Genomic DNA, 19,460 nt, shown 5'->3' with positions numbered 1-19,460 from the left:
GGCGGGGAGGAGCAGGGCTGGAGAATTCGCGGGTCTTTTAGCAGCGGCAGACGGGGGAGGAAACCCTCGTGGCGCCGCTGTTATGGCATTCTTGCCACCGGGCCGGACTGGCTGTGTTGTTCCTGCCTGCTGCTCGCACCGAACCATTGGCTTCTACAGCTCAGTTAAAACCCATCTGCTCGACAAAGGCATGGCCGAGACGGTGCTCGAAAGCGCTGTCGGCATAGACGAGTGCCGCTCCCTCGAAAAATCCTCCGTCGGGCGTGGCCGGGATGATTTCGCAGTTCTCGCTGATCGTGCGCAGGTAAAGCGCCGGGGGCAGACCATGACGTTGGGCGCGGGGGGCGAAATCAATTCGCCAGGCCGTTGCATAGGTCTTGCCCGATGCCGGCGATCTCCAGTGCGGCGAGTGAGCCGGGTCTGCGGGGGTGAGTATGTTGAGGTCGAAGTCCCAATCCTCTCCGGATTGTGCGGTCCTTGCCGTAAGGGCAAGGCCGCCATTGCCTTGCGGCACCCTCCGGTCGAGCGGGTAATAGAGATTGCCGAAACCATGTTTCGGCGGCTTGCCGACACCCGTGCCGGTGATCCATTGCGGCGTGGAGGGCTGCCAGAACTCGGCCAGGGCAAGCGAATGCCCGTCATCAAGCGTGACGGCGATCCAGTCGCCGAGATAGAGCGGGCGAGAGCTTGGCGTGTTGCCGCGCAGTGCGGCAACCCAGCCTTTGCCCGGCTGGCGCCGGGTTCCGTCCGTGCCCTGATCGGAAGCAGTGCTGTTTGCGACACTCTTGGCGAGCATCTGGCGATCGAGCCAGAGCGTGCCGCCAGCGATCAGATGCTCCTCGCCATCGATGGCAAGCGTTCCTGTAGCAATGCGCAGTACCGGCTGCGCGCATTCATAGGAGGAAAGCCCGATGCCGCCATCCGCGAACATTTCCGGGCCGACATAAGCCGACAGTCCCTCCATCACCGTTCCGCGAAAATCGGTGACGTCGAGCGTCACTGCATATCCAGCCCGGCGGGTAGTGGCCGTGTCGGCGGTCGCAATCAGCCCCTGCCCCTGGGCAGAAAGCGTGTAACGCGAGCCGGGCAGGCCAACCGGCGCGCCATCCGAGGCGCTCACATCATACTCGAACTGCCAGCCCTGCGAGGAGCCGATCCAGGGCAGGTTGAGGTGGAGGTCACGGGCCAGATCCGGGGACCGTCCGACAACTTCAAGCAAGGGGCGCAGGGAGGCGCTGTAGGCGGTATCGCTTACCGGCGGGATTACCCCGGCCGCGGGCAGCCAGGGAGAACTGGAGACGCCGAAACCAACCCCTTCGCCACTGAGATAGCAGGAGCCGTGCCTCTCGTCCCGCCAACCGATGCCGGTGAGCCCCAGCCCTAGTTGCAGGCCGACATCGAACCGCCCGATCTGGATGTGAAGGCTGAACAGCTCGCCGAGGCTGGTTTCTATGACCCCGACATAATACCACCACTCCTGGGCATATTGCGGCTGCATGCCAAAGAGCCCTGGCAGCGATACGCGTGGTACCGACCAACTCGGCCCCGGATAACGCGGCGGAAAGGAGGCTCCGCCTCCCTGCGGTCCGGTACCGGTTGCCACATAGTTGGCGGCCGCGTCATTGTCGCTGCGCACCCCCGCGTTCTGCAGGATGGATTGTGGAACCTGAAGCCGACCGAGCGGGAGCGCGTGATTTCCGGTGAAGACGAGACCAGTGGGGAAGGAGGTGCCATTCGCCGAATAGGGGCAAATGTCGAAAAAGCCCTCCGGAGAATAGGTATCGAAGCTGGTTCCGGTGAAGAGTGTGCTGATGATCTCCTCGACTACATCAATCGCGACTTCCTCAGCCGGCTGAAGTCCGGTTGCCCAGTAATTATCTTCGTAGCGGATATCACCATAGGTGCGGCAGCCGCCGATATCGCCGCCATAAGGCACGCCGTTGAGCGTGCTCGGCAGGCTGTTATAGCTGAGCGGATCGCCCGGATGCGGCGGCGGCCCGAGATAGACGTGGCCAATGGGGTTATCGAACAGGGCGTTGCCGCGGACGATGACATAGCGGCTGCCGCCATCGGTATAGAGGACATTGCCGCCGGCCCCCGGACGTTTGTCGCAGGCAACATTGCCTTCGATCCGCAGCGCATCGTCGAAGGAGTTTCCCTGCCAGCCGCAGCAATAGATCGCGCCGCCATCCCACAATGTTTCGAGGAAACGGGAGATGTGATTGCGTGAAACCTGGTTGCCGCAATTGACCGTTGGACCGGTATGAACGCCCCACATCCCGGATTTGGCGTTGGGAATGCCGGGGTAACTGCCCGGATCGAGCAGGCCCCACCCCCAACCGAGCGCGATGCCGGACCAGGGGACCTCGCTGATGGTGTTATTGGTTACCGTGCTGCGGGTGGTGAAGCCGAGATAGATCGCGGCAGTGTCGACATAGTCACGGCCGGTGCGCCGGATCCTGTTGTCGGTGATCACGGTGTCGCGGGTATGCCCCGCCGGCGTCGGGCTGACATCGCAGGCTGCGATGCCGCCGACCTGAATTGCGGCGGAGGCGATATCGTCAAAGCTGCACCGGGTAATCCGGCACCCCTGGCTGCCGGTGTCGAAATCGAGCGCGACGGCACCCAGATGCTCGAAACGGCAACGGTTGAAGTTTATGCCTTGTGCATAGGCAAACCGCAGATTGCCGGGTGTGCGGTCGACATATCGCGAATGCCCGGTGAGGTTCGGGCGATGCCGGTTTCCCCGCAGGTGAAATCCGCTCTGGTCTACAACGTACCCGTCATCGTCACTCGGGGCGTTCCAGGTCGCATGGGAAAAGCCGATGCCCTCGAAGGAAAGTCCGCAGACAGGCCGGTCTTCATGCCCGATGGCCTTTATCAGGAGCTCGATCGCCGGGGCGATGACCTCGGCAATCGACAGGTCCTCGCCCGGTCGCGGGATGTAGAACAGGGCATCTGCTTCGGTATCCAGTACCCATTCGCCCGGCTGATCGAGGAAGCTGTAGTCATTTTCAAAGCGGGTGACCTGCCAGAAACTCCAGATGCCGGGCGCTTCGACGGGCGGGGCGCCGTTCTGGGGGCTGGAACTTGTGAACGCCAGATTGGCGTTGGTCCAGGCAGGTTGGGCCAGCTCAATAGTTCCGGGCGTGGTGCCGTTCGCCGCGGTGATCGAGCGAACGGGAAGGCGCATCATCTTCCATTGTGTCTCGATGACCGCTTCCACCTGTGCAGGGCGGCACCAGCTGGCCGGGTCGCGCCAGCCGGCAGGGTTGATGTCGGTGGGAAGAAAATCGATGCCGCCCCCGATCACATAGGGATCATCACGTGTCGGTGGCGGGTCCGGGAGGATGGGGGTGGGGCGGAAGCCGGCGGGAATGCCACCCTCCGGTATCGATGTGGCGGCTCTCGTGGCGCGCTGGCCGTTGATGTAGAGCTGGCGCGTACGCAGGCCCTGGGCCGGGGCGGTGTAGATGTTGCGGGCAGCATCATGGAGCGTCCAGCCGGTGATCCGTCGCCCGCCCGAGATTGTTGGGGCGGCCTCATCCGCGGCAGTAAAACGCACTTTCGGGCCGGTCGGCCCAAACAGCCCGGGGTCAAAGACCAGAGGAGCGGAAACCGGATAAGTCCCGTCCTCGAGGATGACCGTGATCGCACTTTCAGGCGGAGCGGCTTCGGCGCGGCGGCAAAGTTGCGAATGGGTGTGAGCCAATGTCCGGAAAGGAGCGTCGCGTGTGCCGGGGCCGTTATCGTCACCGGACGGTGAGACCCAGAAGGTGGCAATATCGGGAGACTGCTGTAGCGGCAGGTTCATCAGTTTACCCCTCCCTCCGGGCTACGGAATTTGATTCCGTTAATTATAACGGGGCGTCGTAAATGGAGAATTAATCTCAAAATAAATGACGCATAGGTCGCAATCTTTGGGTGTCTTGCGTTTGCTTCGTCAGGCCGGTTAGCTGCTGCCTCTCGTTCCCGTCGCCATCGGACCTGTTTATGAGCACCGTTCTTTCATCAATCGCGCTCCGGCCTGCCGGGACCGCCGATACTTCGGCCATCGCAGCCCTCCATGCGGCGAGCTGGAAGCTCGCCTATCGCGGCCTGGTGAGTGATGGATTTCTGGATGAGGGGCTGGAGGAAGGCCGCCTTGCCCATTGGCTGGTGCGCATGGCAACGCTGCCGGCGGAAGATCTGGTGATGCTGGCGGAGGACCCGCAGGCGAGCATGCTGGCCGGATTCGTCTATGTCATGGTGGCAGGCCAGCCCGAAGGGCATGCCTATGTCGACAATCTGCATGCCGCGCCGATGCTCAAGGGGCGGGGCATCGGCCGCAGGTTGATGGCAGCAGCAGCGCTCCATGCGATGGCAGCCGGATGCCACACCCTGTCCCTGACGGTGCTGGAGGGCAACCTTGCTGCGCGCGCCTTTTATGACCGCCTCGGCGGGATGACGCAGCCCATCGGCGAGTTTTCCTTCGGCGGTGCGATGGTGCCGGAATGCCGGGTCAGCTGGCCGGACCTCAAGGCCCTGCTCGCCGCGTGCGGCAAGCAGGGAATGGATGCTGCTCAGGCGGCCGGCGCCAGCACCGATTTCGGCTCCAGATAGGCTTCAAGTCCGAAGGTGCCGAACTCGCGGCCGATGCCGGATTGCTTGAAGCCGCCGAAGGGAGCCAGCGGCTCATGCGGGGCGCCGTTGATGATCACGCGCCCCGTCTCCAGCCGGGCGGCGATGCGGCGGGCCCGCACAAGGTCACCCGACAGGATGTAGGATTGCAGGCCATAGAGGCTGTCATTGGCGATGGCGATCGCGTCTTCCTCATCGCGGTAGCCGATCAGGCAGACGACGGGGCCGAAGATCTCCTCGCGGGCAATGCGCTGGTCGTTGGTGACATTGGCAAAAACCGTGGGCTTTACGAAATAGCCGTCCAGCCCTTCGGGTTTGCCTTCGCCGCCGGCCACCAGTTCGGCGCCTTCTTCAAGGCCAAGACGGATATAGCCCTGCACCCGGTCCCACTGCTTCTGGCTGACCATCGGGCCGACGCGGCTTTCCGGGTCGGCCGGGCTGCCAACCGTCATGGCATTGGCGGCCTTGCGGGCGATGGCCTTTGCTTCCTCCAGCCGGCTTTCGGGCACAAGGATGCGGGTGCCGGCGATGCAGGCCTGGCCGCTATTCATGAAGCCGGCCTGAAGCGCCATCGGGATGGCGGCAGCAAGGTCCGCATCGTCGAGAATGAGGGTGGGGGACTTGCCGCCGAGTTCCAGCGTCACGCGTTTCAGCGTATCGGCGCTTGCCCGCACGATACCCTTGCCGACGGCGGTGGAGCCGGTGAAGGACACCTTGGCGATGTCCGGATGGCTGGTGAGCACCGAGCCCACAACATCGCCGCGCCCTGTCACGATATTGAAGAGCCCCGCCGGCAGGCCGGCTTCGTGCAAAGCGTCCGTCACCACCTGGGTCTGGATCGCGCTCATCTCGCTGGGTTTCAGCACGGCGGTACAGCCGGCGGCCAGAGCGGTGGCCAGCTTGGAGCAGATGAAGCCGGCATTGGCATTCCACGGGGTAATCAGGGCCACGACACCGAGTGGCGTCATCAGCACATCGGTGGTGTTGATGCGGCGGGTGAATTCATAATCCTTCAGCGTCCTGACCGTATTGGCAAAGCAGTCGGCGGCATGCTGGGCGCTCCAGCCGGCAAAAAGTTGCGGGGCGCCATATTCCTCCATCATCGCTTCCTTGATGTCGCCAACCCGGCGGCTGACGGCAGCGCCGAGCGCTTCCAGCATCTCGATGCGTTCAGCCTTGCCGGTGCGGGAGTGAGTGGTAAAGGCCCGCTTTGCCGCGGCGATGGCGGCTTTTGCGTCTTCTTCATCCGCCAGGGTGACGCTGCCGATTGGCGTTGCGGTTGACGGGTTCATCAGGGTGAAGGTTTCGGTGCCGTGCGGGGTGCGGAAGGCGCCGTCGAGATAGATTTTGTCGATGCTGCGCATGGGAACGCTCCAGATAACGGGGGGCGGCAATCAGAGGGGAGGAGGTGTTGCCGGCTTGGTAATCCCGATATGGCGTGCCATGATTGGGCTGATAAGCGATGCAAATCGCCATGCCTTATCCGGAAATTCCATACAATGTTCAAAAGCGGCCTGACGGAGCTGGAGGCGGTGGCGGCGGTTGCGCGCCGGGGCAGTTTCCGCGCCGCCGCCATCGAGCTTGGCATGTCACCCACTTCGTTGGGCGCAGCGGTTGCGGGGCTCGAAAAGCGGCTGGGTGTCCGGCTCTTCAACCGCACGACACGCAGCGTGTCGCTGACCGAAGCGGGGGAGCAGTTTCTTGCGCGGGTGGCACCGGCCCTTGCTGAAATTCAGGGCGCGTTCGAGGGGGTAAACAGCCACCGGGAACGTCCGGTCGGCACACTGCGCATCAACAGTAGTGTCGGTGCTGCCGGAGAATTGCTGGACCCGTTCGTGATCGAGTTCCTGCGGCGTTATCCGGAGATGAAGGTGGAGATTACCACCGAAGACCGGCTGGTGGATGTGGTGGCCGAAGGATTCGATGCCGGCATCCGCCTGATGGATGCCGTGCCGGCGGACATGATCGCCGTGCCGTTCGGCGGAGATCTTCACTACAGCATCGTCGCCTCTCCGGCTTATCTCACCGGCCGGTCTAAGCCGGAAAGGCCCGGCGACCTGATGGTGCATGACTGCATTCGTGCCCGCTGGCCGAGCGGCGGGCTCTATCGCTGGGAGTTCGTGCGGGGGGCAGAGGCTTTCACCCTCGATGTGCCGGGCCGGATCACGCTCGACGAGCACACGCTGATGATCCGGGCAGCGCTTGCCGGAGCGGGTATCGCCTATCTCTGGGAATTGCCCATCCGCGAGCACATCGTCGCCGGCCGGTTGCTAACGATGCTGGAGGACTGGGCCATCTCTTCCCCCAGTCTTTGCCTCTATTACCCGGGGCGCCGCCATGTGCCGGCGGGGCTGAGAGCGTTTATCGATCTGATCCGCGAGCTGGACCGGCGATGAGCGCCGAAGGGTTAGAGCAATCCTAGTGACTTGAAGCTGGCGGTCGAGGCTCGGGCGACGATCAGATGATCGTGTACTACGATGTTCACTGCCCGGGCCGCGTCTGCAATAGCCCTTGTCATCTCGATATCAGCCCGACTTGGCGTGGGATCACCGGAAGGGTGATTGTGGACAAGGATAAGAGCGGTGGCGCTCAGTTCCAGTGCACGCTTCACAACCTCGCGCGGGTAAACTGGCGCACTGTCGACAGTTCCTTGTTGCTGTACCTCGTCAGCGATAAGGGCGTTTTTCTTGTCCAGAAAGAGCAGCCGGAAATGTTCGGTCTTTTCGTGCATCATCGCGGCGTTGACGTAATCGAGCAGCTTTTGCCAGCTAGCGATAACCGGTCGATTCAGGACCTCTTGCCGGGCAAGCCGCAGTGCAGCATCCCTGACAGATGTCAATGTAACAGCTGCATTTAGAGAAAGCCCGGCAGTCATGAGAGCCGGGATGCCGGCTGACACTACACCGGCAAAATTCCCAAACTGTTTAATCAGCGTTTTTGCAAGCGGCTTGGTGTCTTGCCGAGGGAATGAAGAGAAAAGAATAAGCTCCAACAACTCGTAGTCCGCAAAAGCGTCAGGACCGGCGCCTGCGTAGCGTTCACGCAGCCGTTTCCGATGGCCGGAATGCTTTGGTTGCTCAGCCTCGGTTCCTTTATTCTTCTCAGCCTTCTCCGCCACCGCTCCCCGCTTCGCTGGTGCCATAGGGCGGCCGGGTGTAGCCGCGCGGCGAGAGGGTGAAGATCTCGCAGCCTTCGTCCGTCACGCCGATCATGTGCTCGAACTGGGCCGACAGGCTGCGGTCGCGCGTCACCGCCGTCCAGCCGTCGGAGAGGATCTTGCTCTCCGGTTTGCCGGCATTGATCATCGGCTCGATGGTGAAGAACATGCCGGGCTTCAGCTCCGGCCCGCTGCCGGGGCGGCCGTAATGCACGACGTTGGGGCTGTCGTGGAACACACGCCCCACGCCATGGCCACAGAAATCGCGCACCACGGAAAATCGGTTGCGTTCAGCAATCGTCTGGATGGCGTGGCCGATGTCACCAAGGGTGTTGCCCGGTTTGGTGGCGGCAATGCCGGCCATCAGGCAGTCATATGTGATTTCGGTCAGCTTGCGCGCCTTCACCGATATCTTGTCGCCGGCATAGTACATGCGGCTTGAGTCGCCGAACCAGCCATCGACGATGACGGTGACGTCGATATTGAGGATGTCGCCTTCTGCCAGCTTCTTTTCGCCGGGAATGCCATGGCAGATGACATGGTTCAGCGAAATGCAGCTGGCATGCTGGTAGCCGCGATAGCCCTTGGTCGCGCAGATGGCACCGGCATCGTCGATCATGCGGTCGATGAGAGCATCCAGCTCCCCGGTGGTAATGCCGGGAACGACGTGATCGGTGATCGCATCCAGAATCTCGGCGACAAGGCGTCCGGCCTTGCGCATGCCCTCGAAATGCTCGGGGCGATAGAGCCGGATGCGGCCGGCGCTGGTGTTGTAAAACTCGGTCTCGATGCCGGCAAAGGCATCCATGGCACGATCCACTTTCATCGAATGCTGTCGCTTGGGCGCCCTTGTGTCTGTTGCCGGGGCGAGGCCCCGCGCAATGAAAGGCGCGATTATGGTCTGCCCCAGCAAATAGTCAGGTCATGGGCGGAACGCAAGGAGGCATATCCCCGCGGCCACCCTGATTGTTACCAGAATAACCCCATCCCGGGCCCGGCGAAAACAGCTTGCCATTCGCCGTGTCGGGGTGGGGCGCATCGGCGCCCCCTTGCGGCGTGGCCGCCGGGTGATGAGAATGGAGCGGAGGAAATAGTCGGGAGTGCCGGCCAGATGCCGGAAAAGGAATATACGGCTGCCGCCGTCATCATCGGCAACGAGGTGCTGTCCGGCCGGGTTACGGATGCCAATGTGCCGTTTCTGGCCAATGAGCTGAAGGCGCTCGGCATTCGCCTGCGCGAAGCGCGCATCATCCCAGATATCGAGGAAGAGATCGTCGAGGCGGTCAACACGCTGCGTGCTCGCCATGATTATGTCTTCACCACTGGCGGCATCGGGCCGACGCATGATGACATTACGGCCGCTTCCATTGCCGTGGCGGTCGGTCGGCCGCTGATCCGCCATCCGGGCGCGACGCGCATTCTGGAAGAGCATTATGGCGACCAACTGAATGATGCGCGGCTGCGCATGGCCAATACGCCGGAAGGCTCGGTGCTGCTGGAAAACCCGATCTCCCGCGCGCCGGGTTTCCAGGTCGAGAACATCTTCGTGCTGCCGGGGGTGCCGAGCATCTTGCAGGCGATCTTCCATGGCTTCAAACACCGCCTCGCCGGCGGCAAGCCGCTCAAGGCCCGCACCATCACCATGGCGCTGGCCGAAAGCGCCATTTCCGAAGGCTTCCAGCGCATTCAGCAGCTGTTCCCGGACATGGAAATGGGCTCCTATCCCTATATCCGTGGCGGGCGTTTCGGGGCCTCCATCGTGCTGCGCAGCGCCGATGAGGCAGCGCTCGATGCCGCTGCCGCGGAGGTGATGGCATTGGCGCGTGCCCTTGGTGCCGAGCCAAAAGTGCATGAGCGCGAAAGCGGCGATATCTCCGATTTCTGACCGGCCGGCATAATCCGCCGCAGTGCCTGAAAGTGGGCCGCCTCACAGCGGTGCCTCTTGCGGCGGCGACCGGCTTTTGCCTTTAATGATACCGGAACGTATCATTAACTCCTCCTGCATGATTGCCCGCCATGGCTGCCTGCCTTCGTAACCTGATCTCTGCCGTCCCGCGCAGCGGCCGCCCGCCGCGCGACGTGGCGGATGAGCTGCCCGCGCTCATCCTTGATGTTGCGGAGGCGCTATTCATTGAGCATGGCTACGCAGCCACCAGCATGCAGATGATTGCAACGCGCGCCGGGGCCACCAAACGCACGCTCTATGTGAAGGTGGGCGACAAGCGGGCCCTGTTCGAGGCCGTCATCCGCCGTGTCCTTGCCGGGGGCCAGGAAATCAGCCGGGGCCATGATCCGGCCGCGCCAGCTGCAGAGACCCTGGAAAAAGTCGCGCGGCTGATGCTGGCGGTAGCTCTCAACCCCGTCTTCATCGGCCTGCGCCGGGTGGTGATTGCCGAGGCGATGCGGTTTCCCGAACTCGCGGCCCTGATGGAGGAGCGCACTGCCCAGGGCATGCGCCCGCGTCTTGCGCTGCTGCTTTCCGCCATGGCTGTTGCCCGCGGGGAAGCGCCCCGGGATGAAGGCCTCAATGCCAGCTTCCTCTTTGACATGATCATCGCCGAACCGCTGCGCCGGGCGACCTATTGCCTGCCGGCCCTGAGCCCGGCGGATATGGATCAGCGGATCGCCGCTGCCATCGCACTGTTCCTGAAGGCGCGGCCATTGCCCGATTTGCGGCCAGCTTTCGCCCACCAGGGCGCCCCGGAGGACGGGCGATGAGCGAGATCTCCCAGGGAACGCCGGTTTCACCGGAACTGGCCGGCAAGACGCGGTCCGCCCTGCGGGTTCCGCCGCTCTGGCTGCTGGGGCTTATCACCGCCTCCGGCACTGTCGGTATGCACATCCTCATTCCCTCTCTGCCTGAGATGGCGGCAGAACTGGGGGTGAGCCCGGCGGCAACGCAGCAGAGTGTCACGCTCTATCTGATCGGACTGTCGCTCGGTCAGCTCATCTATGGCCCGCTCTCCGACCGTTTTGGCCGCCGGCCCGTGCTGATGGCCGGCCTTGCGCTGTCCGCCCTTGCCGGGGCGGCCTGCGGGCTGGCGCCCGGCCTTGGGCTGCTGCTGCCCGCTCGCTTCATCCAGGCCATCGGTGGCTGCTCCGGCCTTGTGCTGGGGCGGGCCATCGTCCGTGACATGGCCGGGCCAAAAGAGGCAGCCGCCCGGCTGGCCCTGCTTAATCTGGTGCTCACCGTCTCGCCGGGCATTGCTCCGGTCATCGGCGGCTGGATCACTACCTTTGCCGGCTGGCGCGCCATTTTTGCGTTGCTGGTGGTCATGGGGCTGGTGACGATCCTGCTCACCTTCCGTCTGCTGCCGGAAACACGCGGACGCGCTGCGGTGGCCCCGCCGGCGGGAGGGTCGCGGCCTGGCCTGCTGGCCAGTTACCGTCGGCTTTTGCGGCAGCCGGCCTTTCTGGGTTATTCCCTCGCCGGCGCTTGCGCCACCAGCAGCATGTACGGCTTCTTTGCCGTTTCGGCCTTCGTGTTCGTGGATCAGGTGCACCGGCCGGCGCATGAGGTCGGTTATTATTATCTGGTGCTGATCTTCGGTGTGTCGCTCGGCAGCATCATCATCAACCGGCTGTCACGGCTCTTTTCCATCGATGCGCTGCTGCGCTTCGGCACGCTCTTTGGCGCAGCGGGCGCTGCCCTGTTTCTGGTGGCTGCGGCAACGGGGCATCTCACCGTGCTGACGGTGATGGTGCCGATGTTCATCTTTACCGTCGGTGCCGGCCTTGCGAGCCCGATGGCGCTGACGCGGGCGGTCAGCGTGGACCCGGCTGCCATCGGTGCCGCGGCCGGGCTTTACGGCGCCGGACAGATGGCTGTGGGGGCGCTCTGCACCTGGCTTGCCGGCTTTGGCCATAACCCGGCTTTGGCCGCGGCTTTGGTGCTGACGGCGGGTGGGGTGATCGGCCAGGCGGCCCTGATGGTGGCCGCCCGTTACACCAGGCCGCTGGAGAGCTGAGACCGGCCGGATGCCGGAAGTGTTCCGGCGGTCGTCCTTCCCGCTTGCAGGGGAGAGAGTGCTCCTCTAGTTTCGGCGGCGGTGAAGCCCTGACTTACGGGCGCCCGCGTGGCGAAATCGGTAGACGCAAGCGACTTAAAATCGCTCGGCTTTTAGCCATGCCGGTTCAAGTCCGGCCGCGGGCACCACCTCTCCCGGTTTTTCAAGCTCAACCAATTGCCGAAGCGATCAGCCAGGCGATGCCGGCGCCGATGGCGCTCGCGAAGAGAAAGCCGGCAATGGCGCCCAGAAAGCTGCGCGCCAGGCTCGGCCAGCGGACAAGGGCGAGGGAATAGAGGCTGGCACCGCACATGATGCCGAGAACAAGCGCTGTCATGCTGCAGAGTTAGCGCCCGCCACGCCGTTTTTTCCAGTCATTTCCATGGCTTCCTGCCAAAGGCTGCCGCTCTCGGCCCATCGGCTCGCCCTGTGGCGGCGGTTAATGGGCCACGTCGATGTTGCGGGTCAGCATCAGCGCCGTCAGGTCATCGGTCAGCGGCTGGGCACGCGGTCCGTGCAGGCGCCGGCTGAGCCGGGTCAGGAACTCTTCCGGATCGTGGCTGCCGAGCGCCATCTGCCGCTCGCATTCCCCGATGGTGAAGTCCAGCAGCCCTTCTTCACCCCAGAGCGTGCCATCCACCTCGGTCTCGATGGCGGCATCGCTGTAGAGCAGCAGGCAGCTGCCCGGCGGCAGCTCCAGCCGGTGATCGTCATAAGTGACGTTCGGCACGATGCCGAGCGGCAGGCCGGCATTGGGGCCGCAGGTGGGCTTCAGGGTGGGGCCGAGGGCGATGGGGGCGGTGCCAGCGGCCGAGGCATAGGAAAAACCGCCGCTTTCCGGATCGAAATAGCCGAGCAGCATGGTGGCGAACTGGCCGGAGGGCAGTAGCGGGCAGAGCGCATCATTCAGTTCGCTGAGCGCGCCTGCCGGTGTCTTTCCCTGGAAATCCCAGTTGCGCAGCATGGCGTGCACCCGAAAGGTGTTGAGTGCCGCATTAAGCCCATGGCCGGAAAAGTCCATGAGATAGACGAGCGCCCGGCCGTCATCGAGCGGCTGCATGCCCCAGAAATCGCCGCCAAGCTCCGAAGATGGTTCGAAGCGGGCGGAGACGGAAAGGCCGCAGCGCTCGGCCATCACCTGTCGTTCGCCAAGGCTCGGCAACATGCGGATTTGCATCGAGCGGGCCATTTCCAGCTCGCGGCTGGTGCGGCGGCGATAGAGCGACAGGTCACGGATCAGCGCCTGATTTTCCAGGTGAATGCGCACGCGCGCCAGCAGCTCGGCCGGGTTCAGCGGCTTGACGATATAGTCGGTCGCGCCGACGGAGAAGGCATGCGCCCGGTCTTCCGGCCGGTTGAGCGCCGTCTGCATGATGATGGGCAGGGTGGCAAAACGCGGGTCCTTGCGCAAAAGCGCGCAGACGTCGAAGCCGCTCAGTCCCGGCATCATGATATCGAGTAGCAGCAGGTCGGGCGGTGCCGCCTCGATGCGGTGCAGTGCCTCCTCGCTGTTGGCTGCGGTTTCGATGTTGCGCAGGCCGCTTTTGCGCAACAGCGCGCTGATGAGGGTGATGTTGAGCTGGTTGTCATCGACAACCATGATGCGGGCATTGGAGTAGTTGAGGCCAAGCCCGCCCTCTTCCTGCGGCATTGCCGGGGCGCCTGTCATGCCGGGCCCCCTGTTTGCGCGTCGGCGGGCCGCTCGACACAGACGATGGTCAGGTCATCCTCCAGCCGCTGGTGGGTGCGCAACTGGCCGATGCGCTCCATCAGCGTGGCCGCCCGCACATGGCCGTCGGGTTCGGCGACGGAGGCAAGCAGGTTCAGGATATCGCGTTCGCCATTTTCATGCCGTTCGGCTTCCGGTGCCGGGCTCGCCAGAAGATCAGCCAGGGCGTTGGAATAGAGCAGCAGCAACCCGCCCGGCGGCACCGCGATACGGTGGGTTTCATACCGTGTCTCTGGTGCAAGGCCGAGCGCCATGCCCGGCAGCACGTCCGGGGTGGACCCCGCATCGCCATAAGTGAGCGGCGCGTTGGCACCGGCAAGCGCGTAATAGAAAAAGCCGTCACGCGGGTCATAAATGCCGGCGATGACCGTGGCGTACTGGCCTGGGTCGAGCAGGGCGGCAAAATCCGCGTTTACGCCGGTCAGAAATTCGCCGGGGCTGGTGCCGGGGGGCGAGCGCATGGCCACGGTGCGCAGCACGGTATGGAGGCGCAGGGCGACGAGTGCGGCGGTGATGCCGCGCCCGGCCACATCGGCCACGAACAGCGCAAACTTGCCCTCTTCCAGCGGCAGCGCGCCCCAAAGGTCGCCGCCCAGATCCTGCGAGGCTTCGGTGCGGCCGAAGAGGCGGCACCCGCTGGCCTCGGTAATGCCGGCGATCACGCGCTCGGGCGGCATCAGATGCTCGAAGACGGAGCGGGCCAGCATCAACTCGGTTTCGAGCCGCTGCCGGTAGGCGCGCAGATCGTTGATGAGCAGGCGGTTTTGCAGATGGATCGCGACGCGGGAGACCAACTCCTGCGGGTTGATCGGCTTGTTGATGAGGTCGGTCGCGCCGTTCTCGAAAATCTCGCCGCGCTCGCGGCTGCCGGTAAGGCCGGTCTGTACCAGCACCGGTACGTCGCGCTCTTCGCCTTCGGCGCGCAGGCGGCGCAGCACTTCGGTACCGTCCATGCCCGGCATCATGATGTCGAGAATGATGAGATCGGGCCTGAGGTGTGCGGCCTGCTGCAGCGCTTCAATGCCGCTGGCGGCATAATGAAGGCGGTTGAAGCCGGCCTTGCCCAGAAGGGCGCCGATCATGGTGCGGTTGAAGCTGTTATCGTCCACCACCAGAATGGTGCTGCCCTTCAGCGCGTCGGGCAGGGCAGCAAATTCAGTGGCGCTGACGGCAGCGGCGCCGGCCAGAGTCACGGTTTCAGCCTCAGCCTGATGCCGCGGCCGCCATCGAAAATCTCATAACCTGCGGTGAGGTCGGCGATCAGCGTCATGCCGCGCCCGGAGGGCGGCGAGCCGCCGGCCGTGGTGGTGTGGCGGGCGGCGTTAGCTGCGCTGTCGTAGCCGGCACCCTCATCGCGAATTTCCACGAAGGTGACGCCCTCCTCGTGCCCGGCAGTGATTTCCAGCGGCCGTTCCGCGTGGCGCGGGTCGGCAAGGCGGCTGTTCATCTGGCTCGAAAAGCGGCTGAGTTCGGCAAGAGAGAGTGCCCCCAGGCTGTCGACAGCCAGATTGCCATGCATCAGCGCGTTGCTGATTGCCTCGTGCAGTGCCAGCTCGGTGTCGGCATAGGCCCGCATGGAGAGCAGCCCGCGCGCGGCAAGCGCATCGGCAAGAGGGCGGGCCAGATCAAACTGCGCGGCGGCATTGGTGGAGATGTTGAGATAGAGCTGGTAGTGCGCCGCCCGTTCCAGCAGGGCGCCAACCGACTGGGCCGGCAGACCTGCCGTCCATTCTATGGCGCCCATGCCGGGAGCGCGCAGCGCGGCAGCGATGTCGAGCGTGGCAACCGAGCGAAAGAGCGTGAGTTCCGCTCCCGCCGGCCTGCTGCCCGCAGCCGGTGCCAGCCCGGCGAGGAGGCTCGCGGGCAGGTCAGCGGAAACCGGTCTTGGCCAGGCATTGCTCACGGAAGGAGCCACTCCCCGAGAAAGGCCGTCTGCCGGGCGGGCCGGAGGATGGCTGATCTCTTCATCATGTCATCCTGTTGCAGGCAGGCTCTGGGCCGGCCCGGCCCTGTCACTCGACGATCTCGATGATCTTTGAGAGATGAGCCACGTTCAGCACCTGGCGGACCTGCCCGTGCGGGTGGGCGAGGGAGAGGTGCGCATCACGCCCGTGCAATTCCTCGCGGGCGATCAGCAGCATGCCAAGCCCGGCTGAATCGACGAAATCCAGGGCGGAGAGATCGATCACCTGATCGCTGTGCGGCGCGTCCAGCATCTTCTTGATCAGGTCCCGGAAGGAGGCGTGATCGGTAAAGGTCAGCCGGCCCTTGAGGGCGATGACCGTCTTCTCGCCGGCGGAATCGATTGAATAATCCATGGATGTCGTGGCGTCTTACGGTTGTGCGAGGAAGGTATGATGGTAGGTAAAAGGTCAGTGGTCAAAGGCGATTAGCGGCCACCATGAGGTGCATTGGAATAGGTTGCCAGTCTTGCCCGGTTCATGGGTATGCGCCAGACTGGCCGTGGTCTCGACACCGGGGCCAGGGCATTGCCTAATCAGGTAATCATGAGCATCCAGTCCGCCTTTTCCCGTCGCGTCTTCCAGGCCGGTACCCGTATCTTCTCGCAAGGGGACCCGGGCCACGTGATGTATTATGTCGAGCGTGGCCGTGTGCAGATCTGGCAGGGTGAGGCCGAGAACCGGCGCATCCTTGGATATATCGAGCCAGGCGGCATCTTCGGCGAGATGGCACTCATCGACCAGAAGCCACGTATGGCCCATGCCTCGGCGCTCGTCGATACCGCCGTGCTGGTGATCCCCGAACCGATGCTGCGCGAAAAGATGAAGGGGGTGGACCCGTTCATTGCCGGGCTCATGCGCATGCTCGTCGCCTCCCAGCGCCGCCTCACCCAGGAGCTGGAGACGCTGAAGGCCGAACGGGGGCTGGCGGGCAATGCCGCGAGCCCCGTCGCGCAGCGTGAGGCGCAGGTCGGAGAAACCGGCATTGCTGCAGCGGGCAAGGCATCCGCCAAACCCGCAGACCTGCCGCCGCCGGTCAAGCCGGCAGGCGATGACGACGACTGGTAAGGCCTTTCCTGCCGGTTCTGGCCGCCCGCCGGACTGTGATCCGCTTCCTAGCCGCACCACTGCTGTCTTCCTACCATCGACCCTGACAGTTCCTTTTCGGAACTATCATTGTTTTTGTAACCGATGGATGGGGCGGTAACGATGAATGTGGTGACGAAAGGCGATGCCGGGCAGCCGGCAAGGGATGTGCTGGCGGATGCCGCACTCGACCAGCTCTTCCGCAAGGCGCATACGCATTATGCCTGGCTCGACAAGCCGGTGCCCGAAGCCGTGCTGCGCGAGCTCTACGATCTGGCCAAATGGGGGCCGACCACGGCCAACAGCGGCCCGACGCGTTTCATCTTCGTGACCAGCGAGGCCGGCAAGGCCAGGCTGCTGCCCGCCATGTCCGACGGCAACAAGGACAAGACCCGCACGGCCCCGGTCAACGTCATCGTGGCATGGGATACAGAGTTCTACGAAAAGCTTCCCAAGCTGATGCCCCATGCCGATGCCCGCTCCTGGTTTGCCGGCAAGCCGGCGGCCATCGAGCATGTCGGCAAGCTTAATGTCGGGCTGCAGGGCGCTTACATGATGCTGGCTGCCCGCTCACTCGGGCTCGACTGCGGCCCGATGGGCGGCTTCGATGCCGAGGCGATCAACCGCGAGTTCTTTGCCGATGGCAAATACAAGGTCGCCTTCGTCTGCAATCTTGGTTACGGCGACGAGAGCAAGGCTTTCCCGCGTAACCCGCGGCTCGATTTTGACGAGGCCTGCCAGATCTTCTGAAGGCGATGCGTTCCAGAAGCGAGGAAAAAAGAAGGGCGCCCGATATACGGGCGCCCTTCTTTTTTAGCCGTGTGCTGCCTCAGGGGCCGCAACGGTTGCCCGGGGGGCAGGGCTGCGGGCCATGGCCATTGCCATAGCCGTTATTGCCTTGCCAGTTGCCCTGGTTGTTGCCGTGGCCATTGTTAGGGCCGTTACCGTGCCAGTTGTTGTGGTTGTCATAATGAACGTTGGCCGGGTGGGCTGGCTGGTGCGGGGCCGGACGCGGCGGCGCATAGACAACATGGTGGGGCGGACGGCCACGCTGCTCCCACTGATGGTAGAAGGGACGGCCACGATAGTAGCGATCCCAGTAATCCGGCTGGTTGAAGACCGTGATCGAGATACCGACCTGCGGCCCGTACTGGACGACCGGCCCATACTGCGGCACCTGCAGATACTGACCCGACACCCAGCCGTGATTGCCATTGTAGCCAACCTCGCACCAGCCCCAGCCGGAAAGGCAGCCATAAATCTCGACGGCAGCGCCGGCGGCGATCAGGGCGGCGGCGGGGAAATCGGTGCCGGGGCCGGCACGCAAATTCATGGAGGGCCCGACATATCCCGGGCGGGCAGAGGCGCTGGCGGCAACGCCGACAATGGCAAGGGCTGCTGCGGCGGCGATTGAAAGCGTCTTCTTGCGCATGGGTGTTCTCCTTTTCCGTCTTGCAAACGCCAGCCCGGAGGCCGGTGGCAAAACTCTCAGGAACCCATAAAAGCGCGCAGTCGTGGCATAACTTGTCCCGATTAAGGCAAGCTCGGGGTCAATTCGAAAAGGTTGTGTCAGGGACGCCGGCTCACGCGCCGCCGCTGTGGATGCGCGCACAGTGGCCGTTCGAGGAGCAGGGAAATAACCGGGAAGGGATGGTGCCGGATGCAGGGATCGAACCCGCGACCTTCGGTTTACAAAACCGCTGCTCTACCAGCTGAGCTAATCCGGCGCCGATGCGCTGGACCCTGCGGGGCAGGGTCCTCTTGCGAAGCGGTGCGCACCCTAATGCCAGCACGCTCCGGCTGCAAGAGCCGAAGCGTGCGGCTTTCGAATCACTATTGCCCCCGACCCGATAATCCCGGGATCAGCGCACGAGGCGCTGGCGGCGGGCCTCATAAAGGGCGACTGCCGCCGCGTTGGAGACGTTGAGGCTGCCGATGGCGCCCTGCGTGGGCAGGCGCAGCAGTACGTCGCAAGTGGCCATGGTCTTTTCCCGCAGGCCCTTGCCCTCGGCGCCAAAGACGAGCGCGGTGGGGCCGGCGAAGCGGGCATTGCCCTCCATGGCATCGCCCGCTTCGGCAAAGCCGGCGCAGAAGACGCCGACGGATTGCAGCTCTTCAATCGCGGCGGAAAGATTGGTCACGCGCACGAGCGGCACGACATCGAGCGCGCCCGAGGCGCTCTTGGCGAGCGTGCCGGTAGCTTCCGGGGCGTAACGGCGGGCGAGAATCACCGCACGGGCACCGAAGGCGGCGGCCGAGCGCAGCACGGCGCCGACATTATGCGGGTCGGTGACCTGATCGAGCACCACCAGAAGGGCAGGATCGGCATCGCCGGCCAGTTGCACCTCTACCAGAAGGTCGCTGAGATCGACTTCCGGCAGCGGGTCAACCTCGATAGCGAGGCCCTGATGCACCGCGCCTTCCGGCAGCAGCTTGTCGATCTGGCCGCGTTCGGCGAGCTGGGCGGCCGGGCGCTCCACACCTTCCGGCGCGGCCGGCGGGCCAAAGCTCTGGAGGGCGTTTTCCGTCGCCAGCAGGCGGTGGATTACCCGCTCTTCATTTTCCCAGGCCGCGCGCACCGCATGCAGGCCGAAAAGCCACACCCGGCCATCTCCTATCGGAGCCGGGGTGGCATGGGCCGGGCGCCGGGGCTGGTACTGGCCGGGACGCGAAGCGCCGCCGGTGCGGCGGGCATCGGGACGGGGTTTCCAGCTTTTCGGACGCGGGGGCTGGGGCATGGCGGGATATTCCGGTAATTGAAAAGAGGCGCCTTCTTAGGCGCTCTGCGGGCTTTCAGCAAAGATGCAATCTCATGCTTCTTTTGTCATTGACATTACCGCTGAGTTTTCTACAAATCCGCCCGCGCTTTGGCTCGGACCGGACACTTCGGTGTTACGGAG

General features: G+C 64.0%; 18 protein-coding genes and 2 tRNA genes. 8 read left to right on the top strand and 12 right to left on the bottom strand.

The genetic code is table 11. The features are described from left to right. Positions 1-160: 160 nt before the first annotated feature. Positions 161-3,814 (bottom strand): hypothetical protein, encoded by a 3,654-nt coding sequence (locus QTL98_RS17455; RefSeq protein ID WP_445679740.1) that lies wholly within the window; start codon positions 3,812-3,814, stop codon positions 161-163. Positions 3,815-3,993: 179 nt separating this feature from the next. Between QTL98_RS17455 and QTL98_RS17450 the strand changes: the two genes are divergently transcribed. Beyond that, positions 3,994-4,602 carry a GNAT family N-acetyltransferase gene (locus tag QTL98_RS17450; protein ID WP_445679739.1) on the top strand — a complete coding sequence of 203 codons (609 nt, stop codon included), beginning with the start codon at positions 3,994-3,996 and terminating at the stop codon, positions 4,600-4,602. Here the strand turns inward: QTL98_RS17450 and QTL98_RS17445 are convergent. Next, entirely contained in the window at positions 4,563-5,984 is a 1,422-nt protein-coding gene (locus tag QTL98_RS17445) for an aldehyde dehydrogenase family protein (RefSeq protein ID WP_445679738.1), read from the bottom strand. The genes QTL98_RS17450 and QTL98_RS17445 overlap by 40 nt on opposite strands. A 135-nt stretch (positions 5,985-6,119) precedes the next feature. Between QTL98_RS17445 and QTL98_RS17440 the strand changes: the two genes are divergently transcribed. After that, positions 6,120-7,016 (top strand): LysR family transcriptional regulator, encoded by an 897-nt coding sequence (locus QTL98_RS17440; protein WP_445679737.1) that lies wholly within the window; start codon positions 6,120-6,122, stop codon positions 7,014-7,016. Positions 7,017-7,027: 11 nt separating this feature from the next. Here the strand turns inward: QTL98_RS17440 and radC are convergent, their stop codons facing one another. Both radC and map read right to left on the bottom strand, forming a co-directional pair. Continuing rightward, positions 7,028-7,762, bottom strand: coding sequence for a RadC family protein (gene radC, locus QTL98_RS17435; protein ID WP_445679736.1), 735 nt, complete (start codon positions 7,760-7,762; stop codon positions 7,028-7,030). Then, complete coding sequence (gene map, locus QTL98_RS17430; protein ID WP_510637586.1) at positions 7,722-8,585, bottom strand: type I methionyl aminopeptidase; 864 nt, start codon at positions 8,583-8,585, stop codon at positions 7,722-7,724. The genes radC and map overlap by 41 nt, the downstream gene beginning before the upstream one ends. Before the next feature lie 303 nt (positions 8,586-8,888). Between map and QTL98_RS17425 the strand changes: the two genes are divergently transcribed. The 4 genes from QTL98_RS17425 to QTL98_RS17410 all read left to right on the top strand — a co-directional run bounded on the left by QTL98_RS17425 (position 8,889) and on the right by QTL98_RS17410 (position 11,933). Further along, positions 8,889-9,662 carry a competence/damage-inducible protein A gene (locus QTL98_RS17425; RefSeq protein ID WP_445679734.1) on the top strand — a complete coding sequence of 258 codons (774 nt, stop codon included), beginning with the start codon at positions 8,889-8,891 and terminating at the stop codon, positions 9,660-9,662. Between the two features lie 131 nt (positions 9,663-9,793). Then, positions 9,794-10,495, top strand: coding sequence for a TetR/AcrR family transcriptional regulator (locus tag QTL98_RS17420; protein WP_445679733.1), 702 nt, complete (start codon positions 9,794-9,796; stop codon positions 10,493-10,495). Next, positions 10,492-11,745 (top strand): multidrug effflux MFS transporter, encoded by a 1,254-nt coding sequence (locus tag QTL98_RS17415; RefSeq protein ID WP_445679732.1) that lies wholly within the window; start codon positions 10,492-10,494, stop codon positions 11,743-11,745. The genes QTL98_RS17420 and QTL98_RS17415 overlap by 4 nt, the downstream gene beginning before the upstream one ends. A 102-nt stretch (positions 11,746-11,847) precedes the next feature. Next, positions 11,848-11,933: transfer RNA gene (locus QTL98_RS17410), tRNA-Leu, on the top strand. A gap of 20 nt (positions 11,934-11,953) precedes the next feature. On the opposite strand, the gene QTL98_RS17405 is transcribed toward QTL98_RS17410, so the two are convergent. From QTL98_RS17405 to QTL98_RS17385, 5 genes are all read right to left on the bottom strand, one after another. Continuing rightward, positions 11,954-12,121, bottom strand: a complete 168-nt coding sequence (locus QTL98_RS17405; RefSeq protein ID WP_445679731.1) for a hypothetical protein — start codon at positions 12,119-12,121, stop codon at positions 11,954-11,956. Between the two features lie 102 nt (positions 12,122-12,223). Beyond that, positions 12,224-13,453: a PP2C family protein-serine/threonine phosphatase gene (locus tag QTL98_RS17400; RefSeq protein WP_445679730.1), complete on the bottom strand. Its 1,230-nt coding sequence runs from the start codon at positions 13,451-13,453 to the stop codon at positions 12,224-12,226. After that, on the bottom strand, positions 13,450-14,706 hold the full coding sequence (locus tag QTL98_RS17395) for a PP2C family protein-serine/threonine phosphatase (protein WP_445679729.1): 1,257 nt from the start codon (positions 14,704-14,706) through the stop codon (positions 13,450-13,452). Before QTL98_RS17395 ends, QTL98_RS17400 begins: the two co-directional genes overlap by 4 nt. Continuing rightward, complete coding sequence (locus tag QTL98_RS17390; protein ID WP_445679728.1) at positions 14,703-15,416, bottom strand: ATP-binding protein; 714 nt, start codon at positions 15,414-15,416, stop codon at positions 14,703-14,705. The genes QTL98_RS17395 and QTL98_RS17390 overlap by 4 nt, the downstream gene beginning before the upstream one ends. Positions 15,417-15,525: 109 nt before the next feature. Further along, a complete protein-coding gene (locus tag QTL98_RS17385) occupies positions 15,526-15,831 on the bottom strand; it encodes an STAS domain-containing protein (RefSeq protein WP_445679727.1) in 306 nt (101 codons plus the stop codon). A gap of 189 nt (positions 15,832-16,020) precedes the next feature. Between QTL98_RS17385 and QTL98_RS17380 the strand changes: the two genes are divergently transcribed. Together QTL98_RS17380 and QTL98_RS17375 are read left to right on the top strand one after the other, a co-directional pair. Next, positions 16,021-16,542, top strand: coding sequence for a Crp/Fnr family transcriptional regulator (locus tag QTL98_RS17380; RefSeq protein ID WP_445679726.1), 522 nt, complete (start codon positions 16,021-16,023; stop codon positions 16,540-16,542). 141 nt (positions 16,543-16,683) lie between these two features. Further along, complete coding sequence (locus QTL98_RS17375) at positions 16,684-17,310, top strand: malonic semialdehyde reductase (protein ID WP_445679725.1); 627 nt, start codon at positions 16,684-16,686, stop codon at positions 17,308-17,310. Between the two features lie 79 nt (positions 17,311-17,389). Here the strand turns inward: QTL98_RS17375 and QTL98_RS17370 are convergent, their stop codons facing one another. From QTL98_RS17370 to rlmB, 3 genes are all read right to left on the bottom strand, one after another. Further along, positions 17,390-17,992: an SH3 domain-containing protein gene (locus QTL98_RS17370; RefSeq protein ID WP_445679724.1), complete on the bottom strand. Its 603-nt coding sequence runs from the start codon at positions 17,990-17,992 to the stop codon at positions 17,390-17,392. A gap of 219 nt (positions 17,993-18,211) precedes the next feature. Beyond that, positions 18,212-18,287 (bottom strand) — tRNA-Thr (locus QTL98_RS17365). A 135-nt stretch (positions 18,288-18,422) separates the two neighbouring features. Continuing rightward, positions 18,423-19,298 carry a 23S rRNA (guanosine(2251)-2'-O)-methyltransferase RlmB gene (gene rlmB, locus QTL98_RS17360; RefSeq protein WP_445679723.1) on the bottom strand — a complete coding sequence of 292 codons (876 nt, stop codon included), beginning with the start codon at positions 19,296-19,298 and terminating at the stop codon, positions 18,423-18,425. Positions 19,299-19,460: the final 162 nt, after the last annotated feature.

It is taken from the genome of Radicibacter daui (assembly GCA_030657355.1).
Lineage (GTDB): Bacteria > Pseudomonadota > Alphaproteobacteria > Radicibacterales > Radicibacteraceae > Radicibacter > Radicibacter daui.
This window is presented reverse-complemented; position numbering and strand designations above follow the sequence as displayed.